Below are 24,644 nucleotides of genomic sequence, written 5' to 3'. Positions count from 1 at the left end.
AACGGATGCCCATGCAAGCCCAAACCGCCACGACGGCCAATCCAACTCTTTGGCGCACGTTTTACGTTTCGTTTGCGCTGCTTTTCCTGTTCATCCTGTTTCCGATCTTGCGGGCCGATCGTTACTACAACGACGATGTCGCCAGGGCGATAACAGGGTTCTACGGCTGGGATATCAACGGCCGCCCGCTGGCTACGCTGGTGATGCGGCTGCTTCAGTTCAATCTGCGGCAACTGGTGGATATTTCCCCGCTGCCGCAGATGGGCGCGATAGCTGTGCTATCCGCCATCGGAGTGCTCATTGCGCGGCGATATCGTCTGGGCTCTCCCTGGCTTGCTGCACTGGTCAGCTTTCCTCTTGGGGCACAACCGTTTTACCTGGAGAACTTGTCCTATCGGTTCGATGCCCTGGGAATGTCCCTGGCATTGTTGTTCGCCCTGCTTCCCTTCCTCGCGTGCAGGGGTGACTACAAAGGACGCGCGCTCGGGCAAATCTCGCTATTTGCCAGCCTGTGCCTCTACCAGCCTGCCCTCAGTGCGTTTCTCACATTTGCACTGGTTGAATGGGTGGTCGCCCAGCTTGATGGACGCGATCCTCGCGAACTGCTGAGCGCCATGGGCTGGCGCATGGCCCAGTGCGTCGTGGCGGTAGTGGCGTACCAGATCATCGTGGCGCCGGCCATCGATGACTGGCTGAAGCAACACAGCGCCACGATCGGCAGTTTCCGAGAACTAGGGGCGTTGAAAGCCAACGCCGGCAATTTCTATAGCTATATCGCCCATTCGTTCAATATCCACTGGGTGCGCTGCGCAGCGGCACTGCTTCTGCTGGCTGGTACCGTGCCTGTCCTGGCGGCCATCCGCTATGTCCGTCAAAGGCCCCAGACAGGACACGTGCAACGCCTTGCCTGGCTGGGCGCCGGCCTGCTCATACCCGTTTTCGCTGTTCTGGCAATTACGCTGCCCATGCTTCCGCTGCGTAGCCCGGTGGTCATGCCGAGGGTTTTCATGGGTGTGGGAGCACTATTGTGTGCCAGCCTCGTGAGCAGCTGCCTTCTCATGCGTGCGTGGCGGCTTTCAGACCGTTGGATCCTGACATGCGCGGGGCTCTGGGCGCTGGGAATGGCCAGTTTTGCGGCCATCTACGGCAATGCGCTCGCAGCGCAGAAATCCTTCGAGGACAGAGTGGTGGCCCAGCTATCAAACGACGTGGCGGCCATTGCAGCCAAGCAACCCATTCGATTCATCCTGATCGACGGCTCTGTGGGGCTCGCCCCGGTCACTCTGCGGGCAGCGCAACAGTTTCCTCTGATCAACACACTCGTTTCCCCCTACCTCCAGCAAGCCGACTTTCGCACAGCGTATTATCTTCGCTATTACCTGCGGGAAACGCCTGAGCTTGCGCGCGAACCCGATTCACAGCTCCGCGTTGCGTCCATCCTTGCCCAGATCTGTAAGGCCTCCGTGAACAACGTCTCCAGCAATTACGCGTTGCGAATCGTGGACGACACGGTTGTGGCGACTTTTCCCTCCGGCCGCCCAAAGAGCTGTCACTGAGACTTCCGCGGAAGCCGGACAGCATCCTCCTCACCGAAGCCGAGCATGCACCGCCGGCGGACCGGCCTGATGGACATCGCTCGGGCCGGCACCCTCGGCGCCACTCCGTTCTTGCACCTCGGCGCCCGGAAGCTGATCGGACGAGAACGGCATGGCGGCGGCGATCCATGCCCGGGCAGTCGCGTACTTAAAGGCACCTACACCCAAACGCCTTGAAAGTGGCGCGGCAGAGCGTCTCGGCGGCGATCCGCCGCTGCGGCAACCCTCCGCACGACAACTTCACATGGGTTGCGTATGCTCGCTTCAAGGTACAGCTAGGGGCTTGCTGCATGTCCATGCCGTCTGCCGAACCGGCCGCGCCGGTGTCGGCTCCCGTTGACCTGCCGAAGTCGCCGCTGCGTCGCCTGGCGCGCAAGCTGATCGCGTTGGTGCTCGCCAAGATCGTGTTCATTTCCCTGGTCTGGTGGGCGGTCGCCGCACACTACGCACGCCCCGATACCCGTCCCGCCGCCATCGAGCATCTGCTCGCGCCGGCGTCCTCTTCTTCCTCATCGCAAGCAGGCAGCCCATGATCATTGATCCCGAGGTCGTCACGCTCTCACGCCTGCAGTTCGCGCTGACTGCGCTCTATCACTTCCTGTTCGTACCGCTCACGCTCGGCCTTGTGTGGATGCTGGCCATCATGGAAGCCGTCTACGTGATGACCGGGCGCGAAGTCTGGAAGCGCATGGTGCAGTTCTGGGGCGTGCTGTTCGGCATCAACTTCGCCATGGGTGTCGCCACCGGCGTCACCATGGAATTCCAGTTCGGCATGAACTGGGCGTATTACGCGCACTACGTGGGCGATGTCTTCGGGACGCCGTTGGCCATTGAAGGCCTGATGGCATTCTTCCTGGAAGCGACCCTGGTCGGCCTGTTCTTCGTGGGCTGGGACCGCATGTCGCGCATGGCGCACCTGCTCACCACCTGGTTCCTCGCGTTTGCCACCAACCTCTCCGCGCTATGGATCCTCATCGCCAATGGCTGGATGCAGAACCCGGTGGGTTCGGCGTTCAACGTGCAGACCATGCGCATGGAGGTGACTTCGTTTAGCGAGGTGATGTTCAACCCGGTCGCGCAGGCCAAGTTCGTGCACACGGTGAGTGCCGGCTACGTCATCGGTTCGATGTTCGTGCTCTCCATCAGCGCCTGGTATTTGCTGCGCGGTCGCAACGTCGATTTTGCCAAGCGCTCGATGACAGTGGCGGCAAGTTTTGGCCTGGCCGCGGCGCTCTCCGTGGTGGTGCTGGGCGACGAATCGGGTTATGCCGTTTCGGAAAACCAGAAGATGAAGATGGCGGCCATCGAGGCCATGTGGGAAACCGAACCGGCGCCCGCATCGTTCACCTTGTTTGGCCTGCCGGATGTGGAGAACCACACCACCCACTACGCACTGCGCATTCCGTGGGTGATGGGCTTGATCGGCACGCGCTCGATCGACAAGCCGATCCCCGGGATCGTCAACCTGGTGGAAGACACCAAGGGCCGCATCAACACCGGTATCCAGGCCTATGATGCGATGCTCGTCCTGCGCGACGACAAGAACAACGCGCAGGCCCAGGCCATCCTCACGGCGCACGACAAGGACATGGGCTACGCCCTTCTGCTCAAGCGCTTCATGGACGATCCGCGCAAAGCGACGCCGGCCGATATCCAGAAGGCGGCGGAGAGCACCATTCCGAATGTGCCGGTGTTGTTCTGGTCGTTCCGCATCATGGTCGGCCTGGGGTTCTATTTCATTGTGCTGTTCGCGTTCTCGTTCTGGCAGGCGAGCACGCGCCAGCTCGACAAGCGTCGCTGGTATCTCAAGCTCGCGCTATGGAGCCTGCCGCTGCCGTGGATTTCCACCGAGCTGGGCTGGATCGTGGCCGAATACGGGCGCCAGCCGTGGGCGATCGAAGGCGTACTGCCGACCGCGCTGGGCGTATCCAGCGTCACCACGGGCCAGGTGTGGACCTCGCTGGGCGGCTTCGTGCTGTTCTACAGCGTGCTGGCCGTCATCGACGCCGTGCTGATGGTCAAGTACGCGAAGAAGGGGCCGGATGGCCTGGGCTTGTGGCCACCTTCCGAACCGGTGCCGCCCATCACCAACGTTGCCGCCCACGCAGGCGCCTGAGGAGAACGTCATGTTCGACTATGAAACGCTACGCGTGATCTGGTGGGCCTTGCTCGGCACCTTGCTGATCGGCTTCGCCATCATGGATGGCTTTGACTTCGGCATCGCCGCGCTCTTGCGCGTGCTGGGCAAGACCGAAGACGAACGACTGGTGATGCTGGAAACCATCGAGCCCACCTGGGAAGGCAACCAGGTGTGGTTTGTGCTGGGCGGCGGCGCGGCATTTGCGGCGTGGCCGCAGCTGTATGCGGTGTCGTTCTCCGGCATGTACCTGGCGATCTTCCTGGTGCTGCTGGCCCTGATCCTGCGGCCGGTGGGTTTCAACTTTCGCGGGAAGGTGCACGATCCGCGCTGGCGTAGCCTGTGGGATGGCGTGCTGACCACCTCGGGCATCGTGGTGATGCTGATTTCCGGGGTGGCGTTCGGCAATCTCTTCCTCGGCGCACCGTTCCAGTTCGACAACGACCTGCGCATGACTTGGCACGGCAGTTTCTTCGAACTGCTGCACCCATTCGCGCTGATGGCCGGTCTCGTCTCGCTGAGCATGTTGCTGGCGCACGGGGCCTGCTGGGCGGCCTACAAGGCCGACCACGTGGTCGCCGACCGGGCGGTACGCGTCGCGCGCTGGGCCACGCTGGCCTATGTAGTGGTCTACGTCGCGGCGGGCATCTGGCTGGCCTACGGCGTGGCGGGCTACGCGATCGTGGGGCCGGTGGTCAGGGACGGCGTGTCAAATCCTCTCTACAAGCAGGTCGCGCACGGCAGCAGCTGGTTTGCCAGCTACCTTGAGCATCCCTCGTTCTGGCTTGCCCCGATCGTCGCTTTCGCCGGCGCCATCGGCGTGCAGCTCACGGTCGGCAAGAAAGGACTGGGCGGTTTCCTGTGCAGCAGCCTGATGGTGGCGGGCACGATACTTTCCGCCGGCTTTGCACTGTTTCCGTTCCTGTTGCCGTCGCGGCTGGATCCGCGTTCCAGCCTCACGGTGTGGGATGCCTCCTCCAGCAAGGGCACGCTGGGCCTGATGCTCGCCATGACGGCGATCTTCCTGCCACTGATCATCATCTACACCAGCTGGGTGTACCGCGTGATGCGCGGTCGCGTGACGCTGGAGCACGTGCGCCATTCCGGCAGCACTTACTGAGAGAGGAACGACGCCATGTGGTATTTCTCCTGGATGCTCGGCCTCGGCCTTGCCTGCGCGTTCGGCATCCTCAACGCGATGTGGTACGAGGTGCATGCGGACGATGAGGCGCATCAGCGCAAGGAGCCGCGTCCGGCAGGAAAGTGAGGCACTGATTTTTTTGTGGGAGCGCACCCTGTGCGCGACTGCGTCGAGCTTGCATGCCGCGGCAGTCGCGCACAGGGTGCGCTCCCACAGAGGTAGGTCGGTTAGCGCGAGGCCAGCAAGGCCTCGATCTCGTCCGCATCCTTGGGCACGTCACGCGTCAGCACGTCATTGCCTTCCTTCACCACTGCCACATCGTCTTCGATGCGGATGCCAATGCCGCGCCAGCGCTCGGCCACGGTGAAATCGCCCGGTGGCACATAGATACCCGGCTCCACCGTCACCACCATGCCGGGCTCGAGCACGCGGGGTTCGCCGTCCACGCGGTAGTCGCCCACGTCATGGACGTCCAGGCCCAGCCAGTGGCCGGTCTTGGCGGGGAAAAAGCGCTTGTAGCTTCCTTCGGCAATGGCGTCGTCGGCCGAACCCTTGAGCAGGCCCAGCGCGCACAAGCCTTCGCAGATCACCCGCACGGCGGCTTCGTGCGCGGCATTGAACGCGCGCCCGGGCAGCACTTCGTCGATCGCCGCCAGTTGCGCCGCCAGCACCACTTCGTACAGCGCCCGCTGTTCGCGGCTGTAACGACCGCTGATGGGAAAGGTGCGAGTGATGTCGGAGGCATAGCAGTCCACTTCGGCGCCCGCATCCACCAGCAACAGATCGCCATCGCGCAACACGGCGCGATTGGCCGTGTAGTGCATCACGCAGGCATTGGCGCCGCTGGCCACGATGGGCGGGAACGCGGGAACGGCGCCGTGACGGCGCATCACGCGAAGAACTTCCGCCTCGACTTCGTATTCATGGCGCCCGGCGATCGCCGCGTGCATTGCCGCCCGATGCGCCTCGGCCGCGATGTTGGCGGACGAACGCATCAGCTTCAGCTCGCCACGCGATTTGTATAGGCGAAGGTCGTGCAGGAGGTGCCCCAGCGCGACAAATTCCTTCGGCACCACGCCGCCGCCGCGCAACTGGCGCAGGCGGCGCATCCAGCCCAGCAGATGGGCGTCGAACTCCGGCTCGCGGCCGAAGTGGCAGTACACGCGCGCCCTGCCCTCGATCATGCCGGGCAGGATGTCGTCGATATCGTCGATCGGAAACGCGTCGTCCATGCCGTGCTCGCTGACGGCACGGTCGGTGCCGATGGACTCGCCGTGCCAGCGCTCATGTTCTGCATCGCGCTCGCGACAGAACAGCACAGCCTCCCCGTGCTTGCGCCCCGGCATCAAGGCGAGCACGGCTTCGGGCTCAGGAAAACCCGAGAGATAGTGCAGGTCCGAGTCCTGGCGGTAGGGCCAGTTGGCGTCCGCGTTGCGCACGCGCTCGGGTGCGGCAGCGACCAGGACCACCGCGTCGTCGCCCGCCATGCGCATCAACTGGCGACGGCGACGGGCGTATTCCTCGGACGACATGGTCAATGCACGGTGTCGCTGTTCGGGCCGCGGTTAGAACATTCGGCGAACAACAGCATCGCGCCCAGACGCACGAATTCATGCACTTCGATCAGCGAATCCTCGTCCTCGGCTTCATCGCCGAATTCGAACGACGACGCCGCGATGGTGCCCAGGTCCTTGAGGATTTCCTGCGCTTCCTCGGACAACTTGCTATGCGTTTCCGCACCAGCCAGGCCGAAGCCGCCAAGAAACCCGCGACACCAGTCGACCAGGGCGTCGGCCCGTTCGGTCAACGGACGATCGTCCGCCGGCAACATCGGCTCGAAGCCCAGTTCCGGATCGGCCAGTTCGGCCTGGGTCTGTTTGACCAGGCGATCGAGCACGCCTTGATCACCGGCCGACGGGGTGGCCGCTTCGGCATCCAGATGCAGCGCTTCGACCAGCGACTGGCGCCCGATCCGGCCGCCTCCCGCCAGGAAACCGCATAGCGATCCATGCAGGCCGCTGGCGTCTTCCGCCAACTGCAGACGGGCGGCGGCAGCGTCCAGTTCGTCGTAGCCGATCAGCTCGTTCGCACTCATGGCCTGGTTCCTCTTCAAGACAAGCGGGCAGTTTAATGCACTGGTTCCCGAAACGCCTTTGAGCCTGCTGCTTTGGCCAGACCTCCTGCTATAGTTCCGGCCCATGAGCGCGCCCGATTCCGTCAAGCCAGATCCTGTCAAGCACGAGCTTGCCGTACTCGGCGAGCAGGTCGATCGCCTGATCGACGCGGTACGCCGTCTTACGGAAGAAAACCGTAGCCTGCGTCACAGCCAGGAACAACTGGCCAGCGAACGGGCCGGCTTGATGGCGCGCAACGAACAGGCGCGCAGCCGCGTCGAAGCAATGATCCAGCGACTGAAGGCGCTTGAGAGCAATGGCTGAGAGCAGCGTGGGTACCACCGCCAACGAACCGGTCGCCCTGCGCCTGGTGGATCGCGAATTCCTGATCGCCTGCGCGCCGGAAGAGCGCGAAGGCCTGCTGGAATCGGCCGCCTACCTCGATCGCAAGATGCGCGAATTGCGTGCCAACGCCAAGGCGCCAGGCTTCGATCGCCTTGCCGTACTTGCCGCCATCAGCGTCACGCATGAGTTCCTTGCGCTGCGCAAGCAGCACACCGGCTCTGATCAGAGCGTGACTGACGGTATTACTGCACTGCGTCGCAAGCTTGAAGCCGCACTAGACGGCACCATAAAATAGTCACGGCGTTATCTGCGGTGTGCGCCAGCACACTCTTACATTTGCCTTGTTCCTAAATACGGCCCCGGGTCGGCTTTTCATCGGTTGTTGTGCATGTCCGCCGCGTGCGGAAAGCCTCGAGACCATGTCGCCCTCCCACCTGATCCATCGTGGATCAAGGTCGTTCGGTGGGCAGCGGCATCGCGGTTAACGCCACCTATTCCTTAACTTACGGCGCCCTTGGGCGCCGTAAGTTCGAAAGGCCACTCGCTCGCACCGCAGGAGACGCGAACGTGGACGCCAACGCCCAGCGACGCGAACTACGCCGGCAACTGGCCGAACAGCGCCGCGCCCTGGCGCCGGCCCAGCGCATCGCCGCCGCCCAGGGGCTGCGCCGCAGCCTCGATCAGCTGCCCGAATACCTCACCGATGCCCGTGTCGCCGGTTATTGGGCCCACGACGGAGAGCTGCCGCTCAACCTGATCATTCCGCCGCTGGCGACGCGGGGACAACAATTCCTGCTGCCGGTGATCGGTCCGAATCATCAGCTGCGGTTTGCACCGTGGCATTCGGGCGAAGCCGTCGAGCCCAATCGTTACGGCATTCCTGAACCCGCCGAGCCGAAGGAACTGCTGGAACCCTTCCAGCTCGACCTCGTGCTGCTGCCGCTGACCGCCTTCGATCGGCGCGGCAACCGGCTGGGCACGGGAGGTGGCTACTACGATCGCGCGTTTGCCTTCCTCAACGAACAGGTGCGCCCCACCGAACCACTGCTGGTTGGCATCGCTTATGCGTTCCAGGAACTGCCCGAGATCGGTGAAGAGCCCTGGGACGTGCCGCTCGATTTCATCGCCACGGATCGCGAACTGATCGACTGCCACGCCACGCGCGAAGATGGAGAGGCGCACGCATGAGTAAAACCACGCAGTACTGGCTGATGAAATCGGAGCCAGACGCTTTTTCCATCGACGATCTCAAGGGCAAAGGCCAGGAACACTGGGACGGCGTACGCAATTACCAGGCGCGCAACTTCATGCGCGACGGGATGCGCGTGGGCGACAAGGTTTTCTTCTATCACTCCAACTGCGCCGAACCCGGCATCGTCGGCATTGCCGAAGTCGCCACCGATGCCTATCCCGATCCGAGCCAGTTCGACCCCAAGAGCAAATACTTCGACGCCGGCAGTTCGCGCGACAATCCGCGCTGGATGCTGGTGGACGTGAAGTTCGTCAAGAAGTTCAAGCACACCATCACGCTCAAGCAGCTGCAGGCCGAGCCCGCACTCGCCGACATGGCACTGGTGCGCAAAGGCAACCGACTCTCCGTCATGCCGGTAGGCGCCGAGGAATGGCGCCATATCCTGACGATGGAATAACGCTTACCTCTTATCGGATCCACATCATGAGCGCCAACGAAAAACGCCAGGCCGGCGAAGCCGCCATCCGCTACGTCGAAAACGGAGCCATCGTGGGCGTCGGCACCGGCTCCACGGTTGCCTTCTTCATCGATGCCCTGGCGGACCTCAAGGACCGCATCGAAGGTGCGGTCTCCAGCTCCGAGCAGTCCACCGCGCACCTCAAGCGCCTGGGTATTCCAGTGCTCGACCTCAACGCCACCGGTCCGCTGAACCTCTACGTGGACGGTGCCGACGAGTGCGATACGCACAAGCGCTTGATCAAGGGCGGCGGCGCTGCGCTCACGCGCGAGAAGATCATCGCCGAAGCGAGCGCCAAGTTCGTCTGCATCATCGATTCGAGCAAGCAGGTGCAGTTGCTGGGCAAGTTTCCGCTGCCGATCGAAGTGATTCCGATGGCGCGCAGCCTGGTCGGCCGTGAAATCGTCAAGCGCGGCGGCACCCCGGTGTGGCGCGATGGCGTGGTTACCGACAATGGGAACTGGGTGATCGACGTGCACGGGTGGCAGATTGTCGATCCGGTGGGGTTGGAGAATGACCTCAACCAGATTCCGGGAGTAGTCACCGTAGGCCTGTTCGCGCGGCGGGCGGCGGATGTGGTGTTGGTGGGTGATCGGGTGATGTGATCCCTGCCCGGGGCTATCTAGGTCATGAAGAACGCCGGCCCGAAGGTCGGCGTTTTTCGTTGGCGAGGGAGTGCCTCTCGAGCGTCACCGCAAGGGCGGGCCGCCCTTGCGGCCGGCAATCGCTTATCCTCGGCGAAACAACGGGGAGGAACGACATGGGCTCGACGGTTTTCCCGCGCCGGCTCGCCATGTTCACCGGCGTCACGGTCACCGTAGCGTCGACGATGTTGGCGACGCTGATCGCCTGCACTCCGATGCACGCGCAAGCCACGGAGCCGGTACGACAGGACCAACAATCCTTTCTCATGCGTGCGCTTTTTTCCAATGGCCGCCTTTGGCTGCTCTCCGACGCGGGGGAACTGTCGACCATCACACCGAACGCCGATAAGCGCGTCACACTCGACTTTCCCGAACCGGTTCTTGACGTGTGCGCTGCCGGTGACCAGGTTCAGGTCATTACCGGCACCAACACCGGTGACTGGACGATTCGCCAGTTGGGTGGAACAACATGGAACGCGATCTCAACCGTGACACGCCAGGATGAGGGCCTGGCCGCCATGAGTTGCAGCGCAAACGACACGACCCTGCTGACGTCGGCACGCGTCATTCAACTGGGAAAGAGCGGCACGATGCGCGTCACCAATCTTGCCGCGAAGCTGCCTTTTGGTACCGTCACTGCCGTGCACGACACCAGCACGACCCTGCTGGTCGCCATCAACGCCGGCGAATGGGGCGGCGGACTGCAACGGATCGACAAAGCCAGCGGGGTCGTCGCCGCCATCGAGCGCAAGGACAGCAGCGACTTATGCAGCGGCCCTTTGAACGCGGCATGCGATTCGGTCCACGGCATCGCCACCGAACCATGGAACACGAGATGCGATGCCGTTGCGGTTGGGCTCGTCCATTTGATGATGGAGCGCGGAGGCATCGTCGAGGTGTGTGGGGACGACGTGCGCCCGCTTTTCGAGAAACCCTTCAGCACCTCGTTCGCCATCAAAGATGGGAAACGTGGGCAACTGCCGCAGACCGTGGCCTTTTTTGGCCTCACTGCCAGCGGCGGCTCACTCTGGGCCGTCGGTACGGATGGTCTTTACAGGATCGACTCCGATGGCAAGGCAACCAAGGTTCCGTTGCCAACGTTCAGGACAGTGGATGGCATCGACGTCAGTTTCGACAATCCACAGCTCGTGCTGGTGATGACCCGCCTCAGCCAGAGGCACGCTGTAAGCGGGGCGACTCCGATGCTGGTACCGCGATAACCGCTGCGCGTTGTCCAAATTTGTTCCAGACAAATTTGTCGAACGAGGTCCGCCTCCTGACCCTCCCAGCCAAAATAAAAAGCCCGCCATTTAGGCGGGCTTTTTATTTTGGCTGGGAGACTAGGATTCGAACCTAGATAAACGGAGTCAGAGTCCGTTGTCCTACCGTTAGACGATCTCCCAAAACCCTGCGGAGCGGTGCGCTCTGACTTGGTGCACCGGACCGTCGAAGCAACTCTCCGAGGAGAATTAGCGCTTCGAGAACTGGGTAGCGCGGCGGGCCTTATGCAGACCGACCTTCTTGCGCTCGACCTCGCGGGCGTCGCGGGTCACGAAGCCAGCCTTGCGGAGCTGGGACTTCAGGCTTTCGTCGTACTCGATCAGGGCGCGAGCGATGCCGAGGCGGATCGCACCGGCCTGGCCGGTGATGCCGCCGCCGGCGACGGTCACGTTGACGTCAAACTTGTCGGTCGCCTCGATCAGCTCAAGCGGCTGACGCACGATCATGCGCGAGGTTTCACGACCGAAGAACTGGTCGAGAGTCTTGCCGTTGACCGTGATCGCGCCACTGCCCTTGCGCAGGAACACGCGAGCGGCGGAGGTCTTGCGGCGGCCGGTGCCGTAGTTCTGCTGGATCGCCATAATGATTCCTTAGAGTTCCAGCGCCTGCGGCTGCTGAGCGGTATGCGGATGTTCGGCGCCGCCGTACACCTTGAGCTTGCGGTACATCGCGCGGCCGAGCGGATTCTTCGGCAGCATGCCCTTGACGGCAATCTCGATGACGCGCTCCGGATGCGTGGCGAGCAGGTCCTTCAGACTCATGGTCTTGAGGTTGCCGACGTAACCGGTGAAACGGTGGTACATCTTGTCGTCCAGCTTGGCACCCGTGACGGCCACCTTCTCAGCGTTGACCACGACGATGTAATCGCCGGTGTCGACGTGCGGGGTGAATTCCGGCTTGTGCTTGCCACGCAGACGGCGGGCGATCTCGGTCGACAGACGACCGAGCGTCTTGTCCGTGGCGTCAATCACGAACCAATCGCGCTTGACGCTTTCCGGCTTGGCGCTGAACGTTTTCATTTCAGAATACCTAGTCTGCCGCCTCTAGGGCGGTTCACATAATCGGTGGAACAAAGGCGCGAGATGATAACGGAGTTTTCATCAATCGCGCAAGCCCACCGACCGGTGGGATGCGAGCTGGCAATGATAGCATGACGACCATGGCGCTTGAAAAGCCCCCTCACACTCGAAAACAGAAGATCGCCTCTCTTGCCGACCAGTGCGTGCAGTGCGGCCTGTGCCTTCCCACCTGTCCGACCTACGGTCTGGACGGCAATGAAGCGGAGTCCCCGCGCGGCCGTATCGCCATTGCCGCCGCGCTGGCGCGGGGCGACGCCGAGCCTACGGACGCCCTGCGCATCCATCTGGACCATTGCCTGGGTTGTCTCAATTGCCAGCGCGTCTGCCCCGCCAACGTCAAATACGACGAATTGCTGGTGGAAACTCGCGCGCTGATCGGCCCGTCGCCGCGGCGCCCCAAGCAATTGCTGGCGATGCTCAAGCAGCCCAGCCTGTTGAGACTGGCGGCGCGTGTAGGCGGCTCGACCGGCCTGGCGCACTGGAAGCCGCGTCTCGCCGACCGCCTGCCAGCCACGTCGGCATGGCGCGCCGCGCTGGAAACCTGGTCGGACGAGGAGCAAGCGCCCGCCCAGGCAGCACTCAAAAACCAGGACGCCGACCAGCCCACCGTCGCTCTCTTTCCCGGCTGCGTGGCCAGCGTTGAAGATGCAGCAGCCGAACGCTCCGCCATCACCCTGCTCCAGGCGGCGGGCTACCGCGTGGAACGCTTGCCCACCTTCTGCTGTGGCGCGATGGATCTGCATGGCGGCGACATGGACACCGCCGATCGCCTGGCCGACCGCGTGCGCGACAGCTGGCGGCGCTCGGGCGCAACCCAACTGGTCAGCGTGACGCCCGGCTGCCTGGGTACGTTGCGCCGCGCCCTGCCCGACGTCGCCGTGAGCGACCCAGTGACGCTGCTGGCAGAACGACGGGAGCGCCTCGTCTTCCGACCGCTGGAACGCCGCGTCGCCGTGCATTTTCCCTGCACGCAGATCAATGTCGCCCGCAGCGAATCGGCGCTGCAGGACCTGTTGCGGCAGGTCCCGTCGCTCGATCTCGCGGTGGTTCCGCGTCCGCCCCACTGCTGCGGCGCGGCCGGTTCGCACATGCTGGAGTTTCCCGAGCGCGCGGCGCGTCTGCGCGAGGGTGTGCTTGGACAAATTGCCAGCTTGGCACCCCAGCAGCTGTTGTCGTCCAATATCGGTTGTCGCCTGCACCTGGCCGCGGGCATGGATAAGCAAGGCGAGCACTGGCCAACCATGCATCCGCTGACCCTGCTCGCGCAGCAACTGGAGATTTCGCCATGAACGCACGCACCCTCTCCCCGCTCGATCGCCTGCTGTCCGGCATCGAACGTGCGCTGGAAACTGTATCCGGCGCTCCGGAAGCCGCCCGCCCCTCGCCTGCGGATGCTTTCGATGAAGCCGACATGGACGATGCCGAACGCCGCCACGCCGCGGGTCTGATGCGTATCAACCACACCGGCGAAGTGTGCGCGCAGGCGCTGTATGACGGACAGGCCGCGCTGGCCCGCAACGACGACATCCGCGAACACCTGCAGCACGCCGCCGCCGAAGAGACCGACCACCTGGCCTGGTGCGCCGATCGCCTGAAAGAACTCGACAGCCGCCCCAGCCTGTTCAATCCGCTGTGGTATGCCGGCAGCTATGCCATCGGCGCCATCGCGGCCCTGGCGGGCGATCCGGTGAGCCTGGGTTTTGTGGTGGAAACGGAGCGCCAAGTGGAGGCGCATCTCGAAGAACATCTCGACAAGCTGCCCGCCCAGGACGAACGCTCGCGCGCCGTGCTGTCGCAGATGCAGGCCGATGAGATCCGCCACGCGCATAACGCGCGCGAGCGCGGCGGCATCGATTTGCCGTTTCCGATACCGGGCGTGATGCATTTGACGTCGATGGTGATGAAGGCGGTGGCGTACCGCGTCTGAGTGGCGACCCTCCTTTGTGGGAGCGCACCCTGAGCGCGACAGCCACGCTGGGGGTACCGCTCCGTAGGCTTGTCGCGCACAGGGTGCGCTCCCACAGACGAGCGAGGGGGCAACGCCAGGCCGCCATACGAGCCCAAAAAAAACCCGCCTTTCGGCGGGTTTTTTCGTCACATCAGGTTGCGACCGTGGAACAACTCCTCGATCTCGCGCCTCAGCAGCGACTCGATGCGCTGGCGCTCCTTGAAGGAGAGGTCATCCGCGTGCGCCTCGAACAGATACGTATCAAGGTCGAAGTCCTTGATGTGCATCTTCGTGTGGAACATGTTTTCCTGGTACACGTTCACGTCGAACATCTCGTACTTCTGGCGGATGTGCTTGGCCAGATAGTCCTGCACCGAATTGATCTTGTGGTCGATGAAGTGCTTCTTGCCCTTCACGTCGCGCGTGAAGCCGCGCACGCGGTAGTCGGCGATCACGATGTCCGATTCAAAGCTGTCGATCAGGTAGTTCAGGGCCTTCAGCGGCGAGATCACGCCGCAGGTGGCGACATCGATGTCCGCGCGGAAGGTCGCAATGCCGTTGTGCGGGTGCGTTTCCGGGTAGGTGTGGACGGTGATGTGGCTCTTGTCCAGGTGCGCGACCACCGCGTCGGAGATCGTGTCGCGGCCGAGCTTCTCCACCACCGGCTCCTCGGAAATGAGGATGGTGACGGACGCGCCTTGCGGATCGTAGTCCTGGCGTGCAATGTTCAGGATGTTGGCACCGATGATTTCGGCCACATCCGTCAGGATCTGGGTCAGGCGATCGGCGTCGTACTGCTCGTCGATGTATTCGATATAACGCTGGCGCTGCTCTTCCGACACCGCATAGCAGATGTCGTAGATATTGAAGCTCAGGGCCTTCGTCAGATTGTTGAAGCCTTGCAAACGCAGGCGCGGAAGCGGTTTAACCACAACGACTCTCCATGGCCGGGGATGGGGCCAGCAGTAGAGGCGGGTTAGCTACAAGGGTCCCCGCTGGATAATTCGACGTGAAAGCCCGAAGCTTCCACGACCCTTGTGACGGGAGCGCGACAAAGGGATCGCGTCCGAAAGACCGTGAAGTATGCGGCAAAAAAAAGGAAAACTGAACCTCCGGAACGTCAGGTTAGTTTGCCATAATGCCCGCAGGGGTAAGGTTTGGACTACCGGGGGACGCTTGCGGCCCCCGTTTTGAATCAACGGGATCTCACGTGGCGCAACTCAAATATCAGCTACAGCAGGCTTTTGAACGGTCACAGGCGCCAGCGAATTTCGCACCGGACCCGGCGTCGATGGAGCGATTTCTTGCGCTTTGCCATCGCCGGCGCTACCCGGGCAAGACCGCGATCATCCGCCCGGGCGATCCCGCCAATACGCTGTATTACATCGTGGAGGGCTCGCTGGCCGTGTGTTCGGAGGACGAACAAGGCCGCGAATTGATCCTGGCCTATATCAGCCGTGGCCAGTTCATTGGCGAAATGGGCCTGTTCGTGGAGCAGGCGCAGCGCGAGTCCTTGGTGCGCACCCGTACGGCCTGCGAGATGGCCGAGATCAGCTACGAGCGCCTGTTCCAGCTGATGGAAGGCCCGCTGCGCGAGGAATGTCCGAAGATCCTGTTCGCCATCGGTTCCCAGCTGACCCACCGTCTGCTGCGCACCTCGCGCCAGGTCAGCCGCATGGCCTTCATGGACGTGACCAACCGCATCTCCAAGACGCTGCTGGATCTGTGCCAGGAGCCGGATGCGATGACCCATCCGGAAGGCACTCAGATCCGCATTTCCCGCCAGGAAGTGAGCCGTATCGTGGGCTGCTCCCGCGAGATGGTGGGTCGCGTGCTCAAGCAGCTCGAGGAGCAGCGCATGATCGACGTGGCCGGCAAGACCATCGTGGTGCGCGGCACCCGCTAAGCCGCATCAAGGCCTTGCCCAGACGAAGAAACCCGGCCTCGGCCGGGTTTCTTTTTTCCAGCGTGCCAGAGCCTGGCTCAGCCCCGGGCGGCGCCCGCCTTGGCGACCTGGCGATGTTCCGGCTGGTAGATCATGTAAACGTCCGCCCGCTCGTAGTGCGAGCCGGCGCGTACCGACGGCTGCAGCACGAAGCCGGCCTGCTGGTACATGCGCAGCGCTGTCTTCAGGCGGCTATTGGATTCCAGGAACAGCTCCTGGCCACCGCGGCGTTGAAATTCGGCGATGGCGGCGGCCAGCAGGACGCGCCCGGCGCCCATGCCGCGGAAGGTCTCGTCCACGCCCATCTTGGAGAGCTCATAGACGCCCGGCGACTCGCACAGCAGCGCGCAGGTGCCGATCACCTCGCCCGCCAGCCGCGCAAAGAAGATCGCCCCGCCCGGCGCCAGCACGTGGCGCTCCGGATCTCCCAGCATCGCGCGGTCGATCTCCTCGATGCGGAAATGGCGCTCCAGCCACTGCGCATTGAGCCGATAGAAGTGCTCCTTCAGGGCCGGCTCGTAGGGCACCACTTCCAGCACCGCGGTGGTCAGCGCGGCGTACTCGGCCAGCATGGCGTCGACCACGGAACGCTCCTGCACGGCCGCCTCGGTGGCCGCCAATGCGTTGAGCAAGGCTTCCAGCTCCTGCTCACCCAGGGATTTGACGATGCCGCGTCGCACAGCGACCCAGATCGGACCCAGCGCGGAAAGGTCGGTGCGCCCCTTGTCGGTCAGGCAGAGCAGGCTGCGGCGACCATCCTGGGCATCCTTGTTGCGGCAGACCAGGCCGGCATCGACCAGCTTGTCGGCCAGCTGGCTGACCGCCGAATGGGTTTGGCCGATGGCCTGGGCCACGTCGCTGACCGTGGTTTCGCCGTTCTCCCATAGAAAGCGCAGCACCGGAAACCAGCGCGATTCCACGCCTGCCCCGCAGGTGCGGTAGACCTCGTCGACGGCGGTGTAAAAGTGGTCGCTGAGCGACTTGAGCCGACTGCCGAGCGCCAGCTGGGCGAGCGTAGGGAGATACATCCGACAACCCTCGAACCAAAGAGTAGACATCAACGCCTGTCGCGAAGCCGCCCTTGTGGGGGCGCACCCTGTGCGCGACGGCCCTTGTCGGCAGCGTATCGCGACCCCGTGTCGCGCACAGGGTGCGCTCCCACAACGGGCTGCGAGTCAGAACCAGTCGACGCGGGTGATGGTGCGACCCAGCGCCCGCTCCAGCTTCTTGCAGAGCTTGGGCGTGCCGTTGACCAGCACGGCTTCCGCGGCAGGCTTGAGCATGGGGGCATCGACCAGCGAGTCGCTATAGGCCACATGCCACTCGCCAACCCCAAAAGCCGCCAACTGCGCGGGTTTGCGGCGACCGACATTGTGCAGCTTCACGCGCATGCCCAGCAGACCCGGACGCAGCTGCGAGGCCAGCACGTCCACTTCACCCAAGCCCAGCTGAGCCAGGATATGGCTGACCAGCACATGCTCGCAGCCGGTGACCACGATGACGCGGTCGCCCGCCGCCTGGTGGCGGCGCAAGGCGTTCAAGCCGTCGCGGCAAAATTGCTTGGGGCGACGCGCCAGGCTCGCGCCGAAAGCCTCGGCTGCCAGGCGGTAGCGGCGCTCGTTGAGACCCAGCAGGCCCACATGCACCAGCGCACGCTCGGCCAGACGGCGGGAAAACGGCACCACCAGCAGCATCCATGGCAAGGCGAGCAAGGCGCCCAGCTTGCGCAGCAACGAACGCTCGAAGCGCTCGCGCATGAACAGATAGAAGGCGTCGCCATGAATCAGCACGCCATCGAAATCGAACAGCACGGTACGCGGCGCGGCCACGGCTGCTTCCGCCGCCACCGGCTCCAGATGGGATTCCCCTGTGCTCATGCGTCGACCTGCCCGAGACTCAGGCCGAGGCGAACAGGCGCTTCAGTTCCGCGCCCGGATCATTGGCGCGCATGAAGGCTTCGCCCACGAGGAATGCGTTGATGCCCGCCTCGCGCAGCGTGGCCACGTCGTCGGGCGTGTGGATGCCCGATTCGCTGACCAGGATACGGTCGTATTCCATCAGCTGCTGCAACTCGAGCGAGGTATCCAGCGAGGTGTGGAAAGTGCGCAGATTGCGGTTGTTCACGCCGATCAGCGGCACCGGCAGCGCGAGTGCGCGTTCCAGTTCCTCGGCATCGTGCACTTCGCACAGCACGTCAAGATCGAGCTCGGCCGCCAGCATCGACAGATCCAGCAGCGCGGAATCGCTCAGCGCCGCCACGATCAGCAGGATGCAGTCAGCGCCGATTACGCGCGCCTCGTACACCTGGTACGGGTCGATCACGAAATCCTTGCGCAGCACCGGCAGCGAGCAGGCCTCGCGCGCCTGTTGCAGGAAGTCTTCGCTGCCCTGGAAGAAATCCTTATCGGTCAGCACCGACAGGCACGCCGCGCCGCCCAGCTCGTAGCTGCGCGCAATCGCAGCCGGATCGAAATCCGGACGGATCAGGCCCTTGCTCGGACTCGCGCGCTTCACTTCAGCGATGACAGCCGACAGGCCGGCATCGACCTTGGCCTCGATGGCGGCGGCAAAACCGCGGGTTTCCGGCAGATCGGCCACACGCGAGGACAGTTCTGCCAACGGCAGCCTGGCGCTGCGTTCGGCCACTTCTTCAGTCTTGCGGGTGAGGATGCGCTGGAGGATGTCGGTCATGGCAAAAGCTTGGGGGGAAAGGGGATGAAAATAGCGTGAGCGTCAGGACGCTTCCGCCAGACGCCGTGTCGCGGCGACGAAGGCGTCCATTTTTGCACGAGCGGCGCCGCTGGCGATGGTTGAGCGTGCGAGCTCGATGCCCGCGGCGATAGAGTCCACCACATTGGCAGCGTACAGCGCAGCACCGGCATTGAGACACACAATGTCGTGCGGCACGCCGCGACGCCCTTCCAGGGCCTCAAGCAGCATGGCGCGCGATTCTTCCGCATTCTCCACGCGCAGATTGCGGCTGGAGGCCATGGCAAGACCGAAATCCTCCGGCTCCACTTCGTATTCGCGCACTTCGCCGTCGCGCAGCTCGCCCACCAGGGTGGCTGCGCCCAGCGAGATCTCGTCCATGCCGTCGCGTCCCCACACCACTAGCGCATGTTTTGCGCCCAGCGCCTGCAGCACGCGCACCTGGATACCGACCAGATCTGGATGGAACACGCCCATCAAGATGTTGGGCGCACCGGCCGGATTGGTCAGCGGGCCGAGGATGTTGAACAGCGTGCGCACGCCCATCTCTTTGCGCACCGGCGCCACCACCTTCATCGCAGGATGATGGTTGGGCGCAAACATGAAGCCGATGCCGACGTCCTGCATGCATTGCGCCACTTTCGCGGGCGGCAGGTCGATCACCGCACCCAACGCCTCGAGCACATCCGCGCTGCCCGACTTGGACGACACGCTGCGACCGCCATGCTTGGCCACGCGCGCACCGGCGGCAGCGGCAACAAACATCGACGTGGTGGAAATATTGAAGCTCGATGCGCCATCACCGCCGGTGCCGACGATGTCGAGAGAATGCTCGTGCGCGGGCAGCTCCACCTTGGCCGACAACTCGCGCATCACGCGCGCCGCGCCGGTGATTTCGCCCACGGTTTCCTTCTTCACGCGCAGGCCGGTGATGATGGCGGCGGTCATCAGGGGGCTCACTTCGCCACGCATGATCTGCCGCATCAGCTCGATCATTTCGTCGTGGAAGATTTCGCGGTGCTCGATGGTGCGCTGTAACGCTTCCTGCGGCGTGATGGTGACGCGGCGGCCCACGTTGCCTGCAGCGTTCATGCCGCGAGCTTCAGCGGCAGGCCGAGGAAGTTGCGCAACAAGTCGTGGCCGTACTGGGTGAGGATCGATTCGGGATGGAACTGCACCCCTTCGACGTTCAGCGTCTTGTGGCGCAGGCCCATGATCTCGTCGATGCTGCCGTCCGGGTTTTCCGTCCAGGCGGTCACTTCGAGGCAGTCGGGCAAGGATTCCTGTTCCACCACCAGCGAGTGATAGCGCGTGGCCTCGAACGGATCAGGCAGCCCGGCAAACACGCCCTGGCCGCGATGGCGCACCGGCGACGTCTTGCCGTGCATGATCTGCTTGGCGCGAATCACCTTGCCGCCGAACACCTGGCCGATGGCCTGATGACCCAGGCAGACGCCGAATACTGGAATCTCGCCCGCCAGCTCGCTCAGCACCTGCAGCGACACGCCCGAATCGTCCGGCGTGCCAGGGCCCGGCGAAATCATGATGTGGGAGGGCTTGAGCGCCCGGATGCCAGCCACGTCCAGCGCGTCGTTACGCACTACCTTCACCGCCTGACCCAGCTCGCCCAGGTACTGCACGAGGTTGAAGGTGAAGCTGTCGTAGTTGTCGATCATCAGCAGCATACGGGACCCAACTCTTTGATTTGGTTATACCAAGCAACGCACCACTGGCGCGGGACAGCGCCAGGCATCCCTACCGTCAGCGGGTGTCGGCGCGGCCACCGACCTGCCCGATTGTAGCGGCGGCCGTCGCGGCGATGCAGCATGAGGTTGTGGGGATGCGCTGGATATGGGGACGGCGGCCAGGCAGACGACACCATGAGTGCTGGAAATCTGCCCGCGGGTTGTTTGAAGGACGCGGCGCTCCGCAGAGCGCGCCGCACTCAGCTTTTCAGGCGCCGGGGATCGAGCATATCGGCGGTGACGCCCGCATCTTGCAGATGGCCGGGCAGCGGACGCCCCAGGGCGAGATTCGCGCAGGCCTCGCCCATCGCGGCGGAGGTCTGGATGCCATAGCCGCCTTGCGCGGCGACCCAGAAGAAATCGCTCGAGCCCGGCGCAAAGCCACCCACCAGATCGCCATCGGCGACGAACGAGCGCAGGCCAGCCCAGGTGCGCGTGGGCCGGCGGATGGTCATTGTGGTCGCCTCTTCGATGCGGTGGATGCCGATGGCGATATCGAGCTCTTCCGGCTGCACGTCGTGCGGCATCACCGGGTCCGCGTTCGCGGGGCAGCCGAGCAGGAGGCCGGCATCGGGCTTGAAGTAGAAACCCTCATCGACGTCCATGACGAAGGGCCAGCGTGAGGTGTCCATCCCGGCTGGCGCTTCGAACAGAAAGGCCGAACGCCGGCGCGGCTGAATGCCGATCGGCGCGATGCCCGCCAGCGCGGCAATCTGATCCACCCATGCGCCTGCTGCGTTGATCAGCAAGGGAGCTCGGTAGTGCTCGTGGCCAGCGTCGACAAACCAGTGGCCGGGCCCATGCTCGATCGAGCGGATATCGACGTTGCAGCGCAGCTGGCCACCCCGTGCCCGCGTGCCGCGCAGGAAGCCCTGGTGCAGCTCGTTCACGTCGATATCGCAGGCACCGGGTTCGTAGAGTCCGATATGTGCGGCGTCGGGGCGCAACACCGGTACCGTCTCGCGCAACCACGCCGCATCGACCACGCACAGGCCATGCGTACGCGACGCCATCTCTGCATGCAGCGCGTGCACCTTCTCGATGTGATCGACGGTGCCGATGCTCAGCGAGCCGCGCGGCGAAAGAACCGGGTGTCCCGCGAAGCCCTCGGGCGGATGATCGAAGAAGCGACGCGACGCACGCGTCAAAGCGCGCACTTGCTCGGATCCGTAGGTCTCGGAAAACAGCGCCGCCGAACGCCCGGTGGAATGCATGCCGGCATGCTCTTCGCGCTCCAGCACCAGCACGCGTGCATGCGGCGCGAGAAAATAAGCGACGGAAGCGCCGGCCATGCCGGCACCGATCACGATCACATCGACGTCGTGCAGCGTACTCATGCCTTGGCGCTATCCCGGGCGGTTTGACGGGCCACCACGCTGGTGGCGGTGAGATCGGCGGTGACATTGCCCAAGGTCGCGAGCGCATCAGGCAAGGCATCCACGGCGAGCATCAGGCCCAGCGGGCCCACTGGCACGCCCATGGCCTGGGCTACCGGAAGATTGGTCGCCATGAAACTGACCGCACCGGGCAGCCCCACCGAACCGAGGCTGATCACCACCGCCAGCAAGGCGGCGGCAAACAGCGGCGCCACACCCACATCGATGCCGTAGGCCCAGGCGATGAAACAAGCGGACGTCACGTACTGGATGGGACTGGTGAGGCGACACAGGCTGACCGCCATCGGCAGCACCAGCGCGTTGACCTGCGGCGGATAGCCCAAGCGGCGCTCCGCGCTCTCGAGCATGGCTGGCAGCGAGGCCAGCGACGACTGCGTGCTTGCTGCCACGATCTGGGCCGGAAGCAGCGCCGGTACGAAGCGCCGCAGCGTCTCGCCGCCCCATACGATCGCAACCGGCAGCATCAGCAAGGTGACCGCGAGATACAGCAGGCATTCCACCAGCACATAGATGCCCAGCGCGCTCAGCATATGCAGGCCGGCACGGGCGCATACGGCGAGGATCAAGGCGAAAACGCCCAGCGGCGCCACCCATAGCACCCAGCGCACCACCACGATCATGGTGTCGGCGATGGCCTGGAAAAACGACACGACCAGCGTGCGGCGCGCGGCATCGATACGAGTCAAGCCGAAGCCGAAGAACAATGCGAATACCACCAGCGGCAACATGGCGCTCTGCGCCGCGGCCATGATCGCGTTGGCCGGCACGATGCCATTGAACCATTCCGCCCAGCCCACGGCGGCGGTCACCGGCGGCGCATGCGAGGCCACCGCGCTGTCGAGCGCCGTCGTCAGCGATGGATTGTGCGGAAACAGCGCAAACAGACGCGGCGCTACGGCGGCCGCAAACAGCGCACCGCCGGTGAGTATCAGCAGGAAGGCCACGATGGCGCGCCGCGCGATGCGTCCGGAAGCCGCCGCATCGCTGGCCGTGTTCACGCCCACCACCACCAGCGCAAACACCAGGGGCACCACGGTCATCTGCAATGCATTGAGCCATAGACGTCCAAACGGCTGCACGGCGTCGGCTACCGGTAGTGCCGCGGCAGGCCACCATGCGTCCAGGCTCAGACCACCCGCCGCACCCAACACCAGACCAATGAGTACCCGCGATGTCGGACTCAAGGCTGCTTGCCCAGCGACGGCAGCTGCCAGGATGCCTGCAAGCGCACATATTCGCTTTGTGGCAGCAGGACGAACACCGGCTGCTCCTCGGGTTTCATCCAGCTCAACAGACGGCGCATGACCGGCTCGGGCATGGCGGTGCAGCCGGCAGTGGCGTCGGTCGACGATTTCCACAGATGCGCAAAGATGCAGCTGCCGCCGCCGGGCTTGCCCTTGGCGTTGTGCTCGATGACGAAACCGATCTTGTAGCGTTGGTCGCCATCCAGATGCAGGTCGCGGCGCATCGGTTCGCTGGCGCCCTCTACCGCTTTCTCGCCGACTTTCTTGGTATCCACGATCTGGTTGTAGTACGGCGAACCATCCACGTCGACGCACCAGTCGGTGTCCTGCATCGCCTCGTAAGGCATGCGCGTCTCGGCCTTGGCGGCGTAACCGAAGACTTCGCCAATGCGGTACACACCGGCGGCGGCGCGGCCGTCGCCTTCGTGCTTCTGCGGGCCGTCGGCCTGCGCGGCATTCAAGCCGATACCCCAGGCGGACCCCGAGCGCCCCACGGTCACCGCTTGCGCATCCGCGATCGGCTTCCAGGTGTTGCCTGAGCGCTCGTAGGCACGCAACACGCCGTGGTCCGCGTTCCAGTCCGGCGTGATCACCAGCACCATCTGGCGCGAGGCCTGCCAGGCCAGCGGCTGTTCTGTTGCGAACACGGCGGCGACCGGCGCCATCGCGGTCAAGCTCAACGCGGCGGCAAGAAGACGATGAATCACGAAGCGACAGGATGGAGAAGTCATGCGATTCCGCGGAATGGGAGACTAAGGTTCCAGCATCTGCTGGACGCGTTCGAGATTGGCAAGCAGTTGGACATGGCGTTGCTCGTCGCCTTCGCACAACTGCACGTAGACGCCGTCGAGCAGATGCTGCAGCGCCGACTGGTAGAGCACGGGCTGGATGTACGGGCGATCATCATGGGCCGACACCAGCAAGGCGATGTCTGCGATCGCGCGCAGCGGATTGGAGGTATGCCTCGTCACCGTGATCAGGCGACCGCGGCGCTCGCGGAAGAAGCGCCCGATCTTGCATAGCGCCGGATGATTGCCGTGCTCGGAAAACACCAGCAAGACATCGCCTGCCCCAGCGGCGGAAACGCTGGCCGCCATGCGAGGTGCATCAAAGTTGTGTATCGATGGCACGCCCAGCAGCGACAGGCGCAATGCGAAGCTGCGCGCGTAGATATCGTCGTCGCCGAGGCCGATCATGAAGACCTTACCCTTGGTGCCGGCCGTGGCAATGGCTTCGGCCACGGCTTGCAGGGTCTCGGGCGCATTGATCAGGCGCGTCTCTTCTTCCGACTCTGCCTTGCGCCGCCACAGATTGCCCGAGGCCGATTCATCGAAGGCCGCCTTGGCCTGCGTGTCGACATGGGCGGCGTCGCCGTTGTCGGCGCGGGCAATCGCCTCGCCCACGGAATACTTGAGGTCGGGATAGCCTTTGAAGCCCAACTTCTGGGTGAACTTGACCACGCTGGACTGGCTGATGCCCAGCGCGTTGGCCAGCTGCTGCGAGGAGTAGTCGCGCAGCAACTGGGCGTTCTCCAGGATGAAATCGGCGATGCGCCGCTCGACCGCTGACATCTGGTCGCGTTCGGAGCGAATTTTCACCAAGGGCGACATA

The 24,644-nt window shown here is 63.9% G+C and carries 28 protein-coding genes, 1 tRNA gene and 1 other RNA gene; 15 read left to right on the top strand and 15 right to left on the bottom strand.

What is annotated here, in order from left to right; genetic code table 11:
* Positions 1-11 precede the first annotated feature (11 nt).
* The 5 genes from AC1DMY_RS15255 (at position 12) to cydX (ending at position 4,999) form a co-directional block, all read left to right on the top strand.
* Positions 12-1,556 carry a glucosyltransferase domain-containing protein gene (locus tag AC1DMY_RS15255; RefSeq protein ID WP_477165779.1) on the top strand — a complete coding sequence of 515 codons (1,545 nt, stop codon included), beginning with the start codon at positions 12-14 and terminating at the stop codon, positions 1,554-1,556.
* A gap of 329 nt (positions 1,557-1,885) precedes the next feature.
* Positions 1,886-2,128 (top strand): hypothetical protein, encoded by a 243-nt coding sequence (locus AC1DMY_RS15250; RefSeq protein ID WP_477165778.1) that lies wholly within the window; start codon positions 1,886-1,888, stop codon positions 2,126-2,128.
* A complete protein-coding gene (locus AC1DMY_RS15245; protein ID WP_477165777.1) occupies positions 2,125-3,711 on the top strand; it encodes a cytochrome ubiquinol oxidase subunit I in 1,587 nt (528 codons plus the stop codon). Before AC1DMY_RS15250 ends, AC1DMY_RS15245 begins: the two co-directional genes overlap by 4 nt.
* A 10-nt stretch (positions 3,712-3,721) precedes the next feature.
* Positions 3,722-4,852, top strand: coding sequence for a cytochrome d ubiquinol oxidase subunit II (cydB, locus tag AC1DMY_RS15240; protein ID WP_477165776.1), 1,131 nt, complete (start codon positions 3,722-3,724; stop codon positions 4,850-4,852).
* 15 nt (positions 4,853-4,867) lie between these two features.
* A complete protein-coding gene (gene cydX / locus AC1DMY_RS15235; RefSeq protein ID WP_121882642.1) occupies positions 4,868-4,999 on the top strand; it encodes a cytochrome bd-I oxidase subunit CydX in 132 nt (43 codons plus the stop codon).
* Positions 5,000-5,100: 101 nt separating this feature from the next.
* On the opposite strand, the gene AC1DMY_RS15230 is transcribed toward cydX, so the two are convergent.
* Both AC1DMY_RS15230 and AC1DMY_RS15225 read right to left on the bottom strand, forming a co-directional pair.
* On the bottom strand, positions 5,101-6,405 hold the full coding sequence (locus tag AC1DMY_RS15230) for an aminopeptidase P N-terminal domain-containing protein (protein WP_477165775.1): 1,305 nt from the start codon (positions 6,403-6,405) through the stop codon (positions 5,101-5,103).
* A 2-nt stretch (positions 6,406-6,407) separates the two neighbouring features.
* Positions 6,408-6,968 carry a UPF0149 family protein gene (locus AC1DMY_RS15225; RefSeq protein ID WP_441605642.1) on the bottom strand — a complete coding sequence of 187 codons (561 nt, stop codon included), beginning with the start codon at positions 6,966-6,968 and terminating at the stop codon, positions 6,408-6,410.
* A gap of 103 nt (positions 6,969-7,071) precedes the next feature.
* Between AC1DMY_RS15225 and AC1DMY_RS15220 the strand changes: the two genes are divergently transcribed.
* The 7 genes from AC1DMY_RS15220 (at position 7,072) to AC1DMY_RS15190 (ending at position 10,905) form a co-directional block, all read left to right on the top strand.
* A complete protein-coding gene (locus AC1DMY_RS15220) occupies positions 7,072-7,311 on the top strand; it encodes a TIGR02449 family protein (protein ID WP_441605643.1) in 240 nt (79 codons plus the stop codon).
* Positions 7,304-7,627: a cell division protein ZapA gene (locus tag AC1DMY_RS15215; RefSeq protein WP_441605644.1), complete on the top strand. Its 324-nt coding sequence runs from the start codon at positions 7,304-7,306 to the stop codon at positions 7,625-7,627. The genes AC1DMY_RS15220 and AC1DMY_RS15215 overlap by 8 nt, the downstream gene beginning before the upstream one ends.
* Positions 7,628-7,633: 6 nt before the next feature.
* Positions 7,634-7,820, top strand: a non-coding RNA gene (gene ssrS, locus AC1DMY_RS15210) — 6S RNA.
* A gap of 79 nt (positions 7,821-7,899) precedes the next feature.
* Complete coding sequence (locus AC1DMY_RS15205; protein ID WP_477165774.1) at positions 7,900-8,520, top strand: 5-formyltetrahydrofolate cyclo-ligase; 621 nt, start codon at positions 7,900-7,902, stop codon at positions 8,518-8,520.
* On the top strand, positions 8,517-8,981 hold the full coding sequence (locus AC1DMY_RS15200; protein ID WP_477165773.1) for an EVE domain-containing protein: 465 nt from the start codon (positions 8,517-8,519) through the stop codon (positions 8,979-8,981). The genes AC1DMY_RS15205 and AC1DMY_RS15200 overlap by 4 nt, the downstream gene beginning before the upstream one ends.
* Positions 8,982-9,007: 26 nt before the next feature.
* Positions 9,008-9,646 (top strand): ribose-5-phosphate isomerase RpiA, encoded by a 639-nt coding sequence (gene rpiA / locus AC1DMY_RS15195; RefSeq protein WP_477165772.1) that lies wholly within the window; start codon positions 9,008-9,010, stop codon positions 9,644-9,646.
* Positions 9,647-9,801: 155 nt separating this feature from the next.
* On the top strand, positions 9,802-10,905 hold the full coding sequence (locus AC1DMY_RS15190; RefSeq protein ID WP_477165771.1) for a hypothetical protein: 1,104 nt from the start codon (positions 9,802-9,804) through the stop codon (positions 10,903-10,905).
* Between the two features lie 109 nt (positions 10,906-11,014).
* Here the strand turns inward: AC1DMY_RS15190 and AC1DMY_RS15185 are convergent.
* The 3 genes from AC1DMY_RS15185 to rplM all read right to left on the bottom strand — a co-directional run bounded on the left by AC1DMY_RS15185 (position 11,015) and on the right by rplM (position 11,985).
* Positions 11,015-11,088: transfer RNA gene (locus AC1DMY_RS15185), tRNA-Gln, on the bottom strand.
* A 66-nt stretch (positions 11,089-11,154) separates the two neighbouring features.
* On the bottom strand, positions 11,155-11,547 hold the full coding sequence (rpsI, locus tag AC1DMY_RS15180) for a 30S ribosomal protein S9 (protein WP_046972627.1): 393 nt from the start codon (positions 11,545-11,547) through the stop codon (positions 11,155-11,157).
* A gap of 9 nt (positions 11,548-11,556) precedes the next feature.
* A complete protein-coding gene (gene rplM / locus AC1DMY_RS15175) occupies positions 11,557-11,985 on the bottom strand; it encodes a 50S ribosomal protein L13 (protein WP_046972628.1) in 429 nt (142 codons plus the stop codon).
* 140 nt (positions 11,986-12,125) lie between these two features.
* Here rplM and AC1DMY_RS15170 point away from each other — a divergent pair, with 140 nt between their 5' ends.
* Positions 12,126-13,334 carry a (Fe-S)-binding protein gene (locus AC1DMY_RS15170; protein WP_477165770.1) on the top strand — a complete coding sequence of 403 codons (1,209 nt, stop codon included), beginning with the start codon at positions 12,126-12,128 and terminating at the stop codon, positions 13,332-13,334.
* Positions 13,331-13,972, top strand: a complete 642-nt coding sequence (gene coq7, locus AC1DMY_RS15165; protein WP_477165769.1) for a 2-polyprenyl-3-methyl-6-methoxy-1,4-benzoquinone monooxygenase — start codon at positions 13,331-13,333, stop codon at positions 13,970-13,972. The genes AC1DMY_RS15170 and coq7 overlap by 4 nt, the downstream gene beginning before the upstream one ends.
* A 167-nt stretch (positions 13,973-14,139) precedes the next feature.
* On the opposite strand, the gene speD is transcribed toward coq7, so the two are convergent.
* Positions 14,140-14,925, bottom strand: a complete 786-nt coding sequence (gene speD, locus AC1DMY_RS15160; protein WP_019465856.1) for an adenosylmethionine decarboxylase — start codon at positions 14,923-14,925, stop codon at positions 14,140-14,142.
* Between the two features lie 278 nt (positions 14,926-15,203).
* On the opposite strand from speD, the gene crp reads away from it, so the two are divergent.
* Complete coding sequence (gene crp, locus AC1DMY_RS15155; protein ID WP_046972631.1) at positions 15,204-15,899, top strand: cAMP-activated global transcriptional regulator CRP; 696 nt, start codon at positions 15,204-15,206, stop codon at positions 15,897-15,899.
* A gap of 77 nt (positions 15,900-15,976) precedes the next feature.
* Here crp and AC1DMY_RS15150 read toward each other — a convergent pair whose 3' ends face one another.
* The 9 genes from AC1DMY_RS15150 to AC1DMY_RS15110 form a co-directional block, all read right to left on the bottom strand.
* On the bottom strand, positions 15,977-16,966 hold the full coding sequence (locus AC1DMY_RS15150) for a bifunctional helix-turn-helix transcriptional regulator/GNAT family N-acetyltransferase (protein ID WP_477165768.1): 990 nt from the start codon (positions 16,964-16,966) through the stop codon (positions 15,977-15,979).
* Positions 16,967-17,113: 147 nt separating this feature from the next.
* Positions 17,114-17,815, bottom strand: coding sequence for a haloacid dehalogenase-like hydrolase (locus AC1DMY_RS15145; RefSeq protein WP_477165767.1), 702 nt, complete (start codon positions 17,813-17,815; stop codon positions 17,114-17,116).
* Positions 17,816-17,834: 19 nt separating this feature from the next.
* Positions 17,835-18,629 (bottom strand): indole-3-glycerol phosphate synthase TrpC, encoded by a 795-nt coding sequence (trpC, locus tag AC1DMY_RS15140; protein WP_477165766.1) that lies wholly within the window; start codon positions 18,627-18,629, stop codon positions 17,835-17,837.
* A 42-nt stretch (positions 18,630-18,671) separates the two neighbouring features.
* Positions 18,672-19,739 carry an anthranilate phosphoribosyltransferase gene (gene trpD, locus AC1DMY_RS15135; protein ID WP_477165765.1) on the bottom strand — a complete coding sequence of 356 codons (1,068 nt, stop codon included), beginning with the start codon at positions 19,737-19,739 and terminating at the stop codon, positions 18,672-18,674.
* Complete coding sequence (locus AC1DMY_RS15130) at positions 19,736-20,332, bottom strand: anthranilate synthase component II (protein ID WP_477165764.1); 597 nt, start codon at positions 20,330-20,332, stop codon at positions 19,736-19,738. The genes trpD and AC1DMY_RS15130 overlap by 4 nt, the downstream gene beginning before the upstream one ends.
* 260 nt (positions 20,333-20,592) lie before the next feature.
* Positions 20,593-21,729 carry an NAD(P)/FAD-dependent oxidoreductase gene (locus tag AC1DMY_RS15125; RefSeq protein ID WP_477165763.1) on the bottom strand — a complete coding sequence of 379 codons (1,137 nt, stop codon included), beginning with the start codon at positions 21,727-21,729 and terminating at the stop codon, positions 20,593-20,595.
* Entirely contained in the window at positions 21,726-22,973 is a 1,248-nt protein-coding gene (locus AC1DMY_RS15120; protein ID WP_477165762.1) for a dicarboxylate/amino acid:cation symporter, read from the bottom strand. Before AC1DMY_RS15120 ends, AC1DMY_RS15125 begins: the two co-directional genes overlap by 4 nt.
* Positions 22,970-23,764: a L,D-transpeptidase family protein gene (locus AC1DMY_RS15115; RefSeq protein WP_477165761.1), complete on the bottom strand. Its 795-nt coding sequence runs from the start codon at positions 23,762-23,764 to the stop codon at positions 22,970-22,972. Before AC1DMY_RS15115 ends, AC1DMY_RS15120 begins: the two co-directional genes overlap by 4 nt.
* Positions 23,765-23,785: 21 nt before the next feature.
* Entirely contained in the window at positions 23,786-24,643 is an 858-nt protein-coding gene (locus tag AC1DMY_RS15110; protein WP_477165760.1) for a MurR/RpiR family transcriptional regulator, read from the bottom strand.
* Position 24,644 lies beyond the last annotated feature (1 nt).

It is taken from the genome of Dyella sp. 01L423 (genome assembly GCF_056399945.1).
This window is presented reverse-complemented; position numbering and strand designations above follow the sequence as displayed.

Coding starts and splice junctions, on each gene's coding strand:
- AC1DMY_RS15255 (WP_477165779.1), top strand. CDS start 12: ATGCAAGCCCAAACCGCCACGACGGCCAATCCAACTCTTTGGCGCACG.
- AC1DMY_RS15250 (WP_477165778.1), top strand. CDS start 1,886: ATGTCCATGCCGTCTGCCGAACCGGCCGCGCCGGTGTCGGCTCCCGTT.
- AC1DMY_RS15245 (WP_477165777.1), top strand. CDS start 2,125: ATGATCATTGATCCCGAGGTCGTCACGCTCTCACGCCTGCAGTTCGCG.
- cydB (WP_477165776.1), top strand. CDS start 3,722: ATGTTCGACTATGAAACGCTACGCGTGATCTGGTGGGCCTTGCTCGGC.
- cydX (WP_121882642.1), top strand. CDS start 4,868: ATGTGGTATTTCTCCTGGATGCTCGGCCTCGGCCTTGCCTGCGCGTTC.
- AC1DMY_RS15230 (WP_477165775.1), bottom strand. CDS start 6,405: ATGTCGTCCGAGGAATACGCCCGTCGCCGTCGCCAGTTGATGCGCATG.
- AC1DMY_RS15225 (WP_441605642.1), bottom strand. CDS start 6,968: ATGAGTGCGAACGAGCTGATCGGCTACGACGAACTGGACGCTGCCGCC.
- AC1DMY_RS15220 (WP_441605643.1), top strand. CDS start 7,072: ATGAGCGCGCCCGATTCCGTCAAGCCAGATCCTGTCAAGCACGAGCTT.
- AC1DMY_RS15215 (WP_441605644.1), top strand. CDS start 7,304: ATGGCTGAGAGCAGCGTGGGTACCACCGCCAACGAACCGGTCGCCCTG.
- AC1DMY_RS15200 (WP_477165773.1), top strand. CDS start 8,517: ATGAGTAAAACCACGCAGTACTGGCTGATGAAATCGGAGCCAGACGCT.
- rpiA (WP_477165772.1), top strand. CDS start 9,008: ATGAGCGCCAACGAAAAACGCCAGGCCGGCGAAGCCGCCATCCGCTAC.
- AC1DMY_RS15190 (WP_477165771.1), top strand. CDS start 9,802: ATGGGCTCGACGGTTTTCCCGCGCCGGCTCGCCATGTTCACCGGCGTC.
- rpsI (WP_046972627.1), bottom strand. CDS start 11,547: ATGGCGATCCAGCAGAACTACGGCACCGGCCGCCGCAAGACCTCCGCC.
- rplM (WP_046972628.1), bottom strand. CDS start 11,985: ATGAAAACGTTCAGCGCCAAGCCGGAAAGCGTCAAGCGCGATTGGTTC.
- AC1DMY_RS15170 (WP_477165770.1), top strand. CDS start 12,126: ATGGCGCTTGAAAAGCCCCCTCACACTCGAAAACAGAAGATCGCCTCT.
- coq7 (WP_477165769.1), top strand. CDS start 13,331: ATGAACGCACGCACCCTCTCCCCGCTCGATCGCCTGCTGTCCGGCATC.
- AC1DMY_RS15150 (WP_477165768.1), bottom strand. CDS start 16,966: ATGTATCTCCCTACGCTCGCCCAGCTGGCGCTCGGCAGTCGGCTCAAG.
- AC1DMY_RS15145 (WP_477165767.1), bottom strand. CDS start 17,815: ATGAGCACAGGGGAATCCCATCTGGAGCCGGTGGCGGCGGAAGCAGCC.
- trpC (WP_477165766.1), bottom strand. CDS start 18,629: ATGACCGACATCCTCCAGCGCATCCTCACCCGCAAGACTGAAGAAGTG.
- trpD (WP_477165765.1), bottom strand. CDS start 19,739: ATGAACGCTGCAGGCAACGTGGGCCGCCGCGTCACCATCACGCCGCAG.
- AC1DMY_RS15130 (WP_477165764.1), bottom strand. CDS start 20,332: ATGCTGCTGATGATCGACAACTACGACAGCTTCACCTTCAACCTCGTG.
- AC1DMY_RS15125 (WP_477165763.1), bottom strand. CDS start 21,729: ATGAGTACGCTGCACGACGTCGATGTGATCGTGATCGGTGCCGGCATG.
- AC1DMY_RS15115 (WP_477165761.1), bottom strand. CDS start 23,764: ATGACTTCTCCATCCTGTCGCTTCGTGATTCATCGTCTTCTTGCCGCC.
- AC1DMY_RS15110 (WP_477165760.1), bottom strand. CDS start 24,643: ATGTCGCCCTTGGTGAAAATTCGCTCCGAACGCGACCAGATGTCAGCG.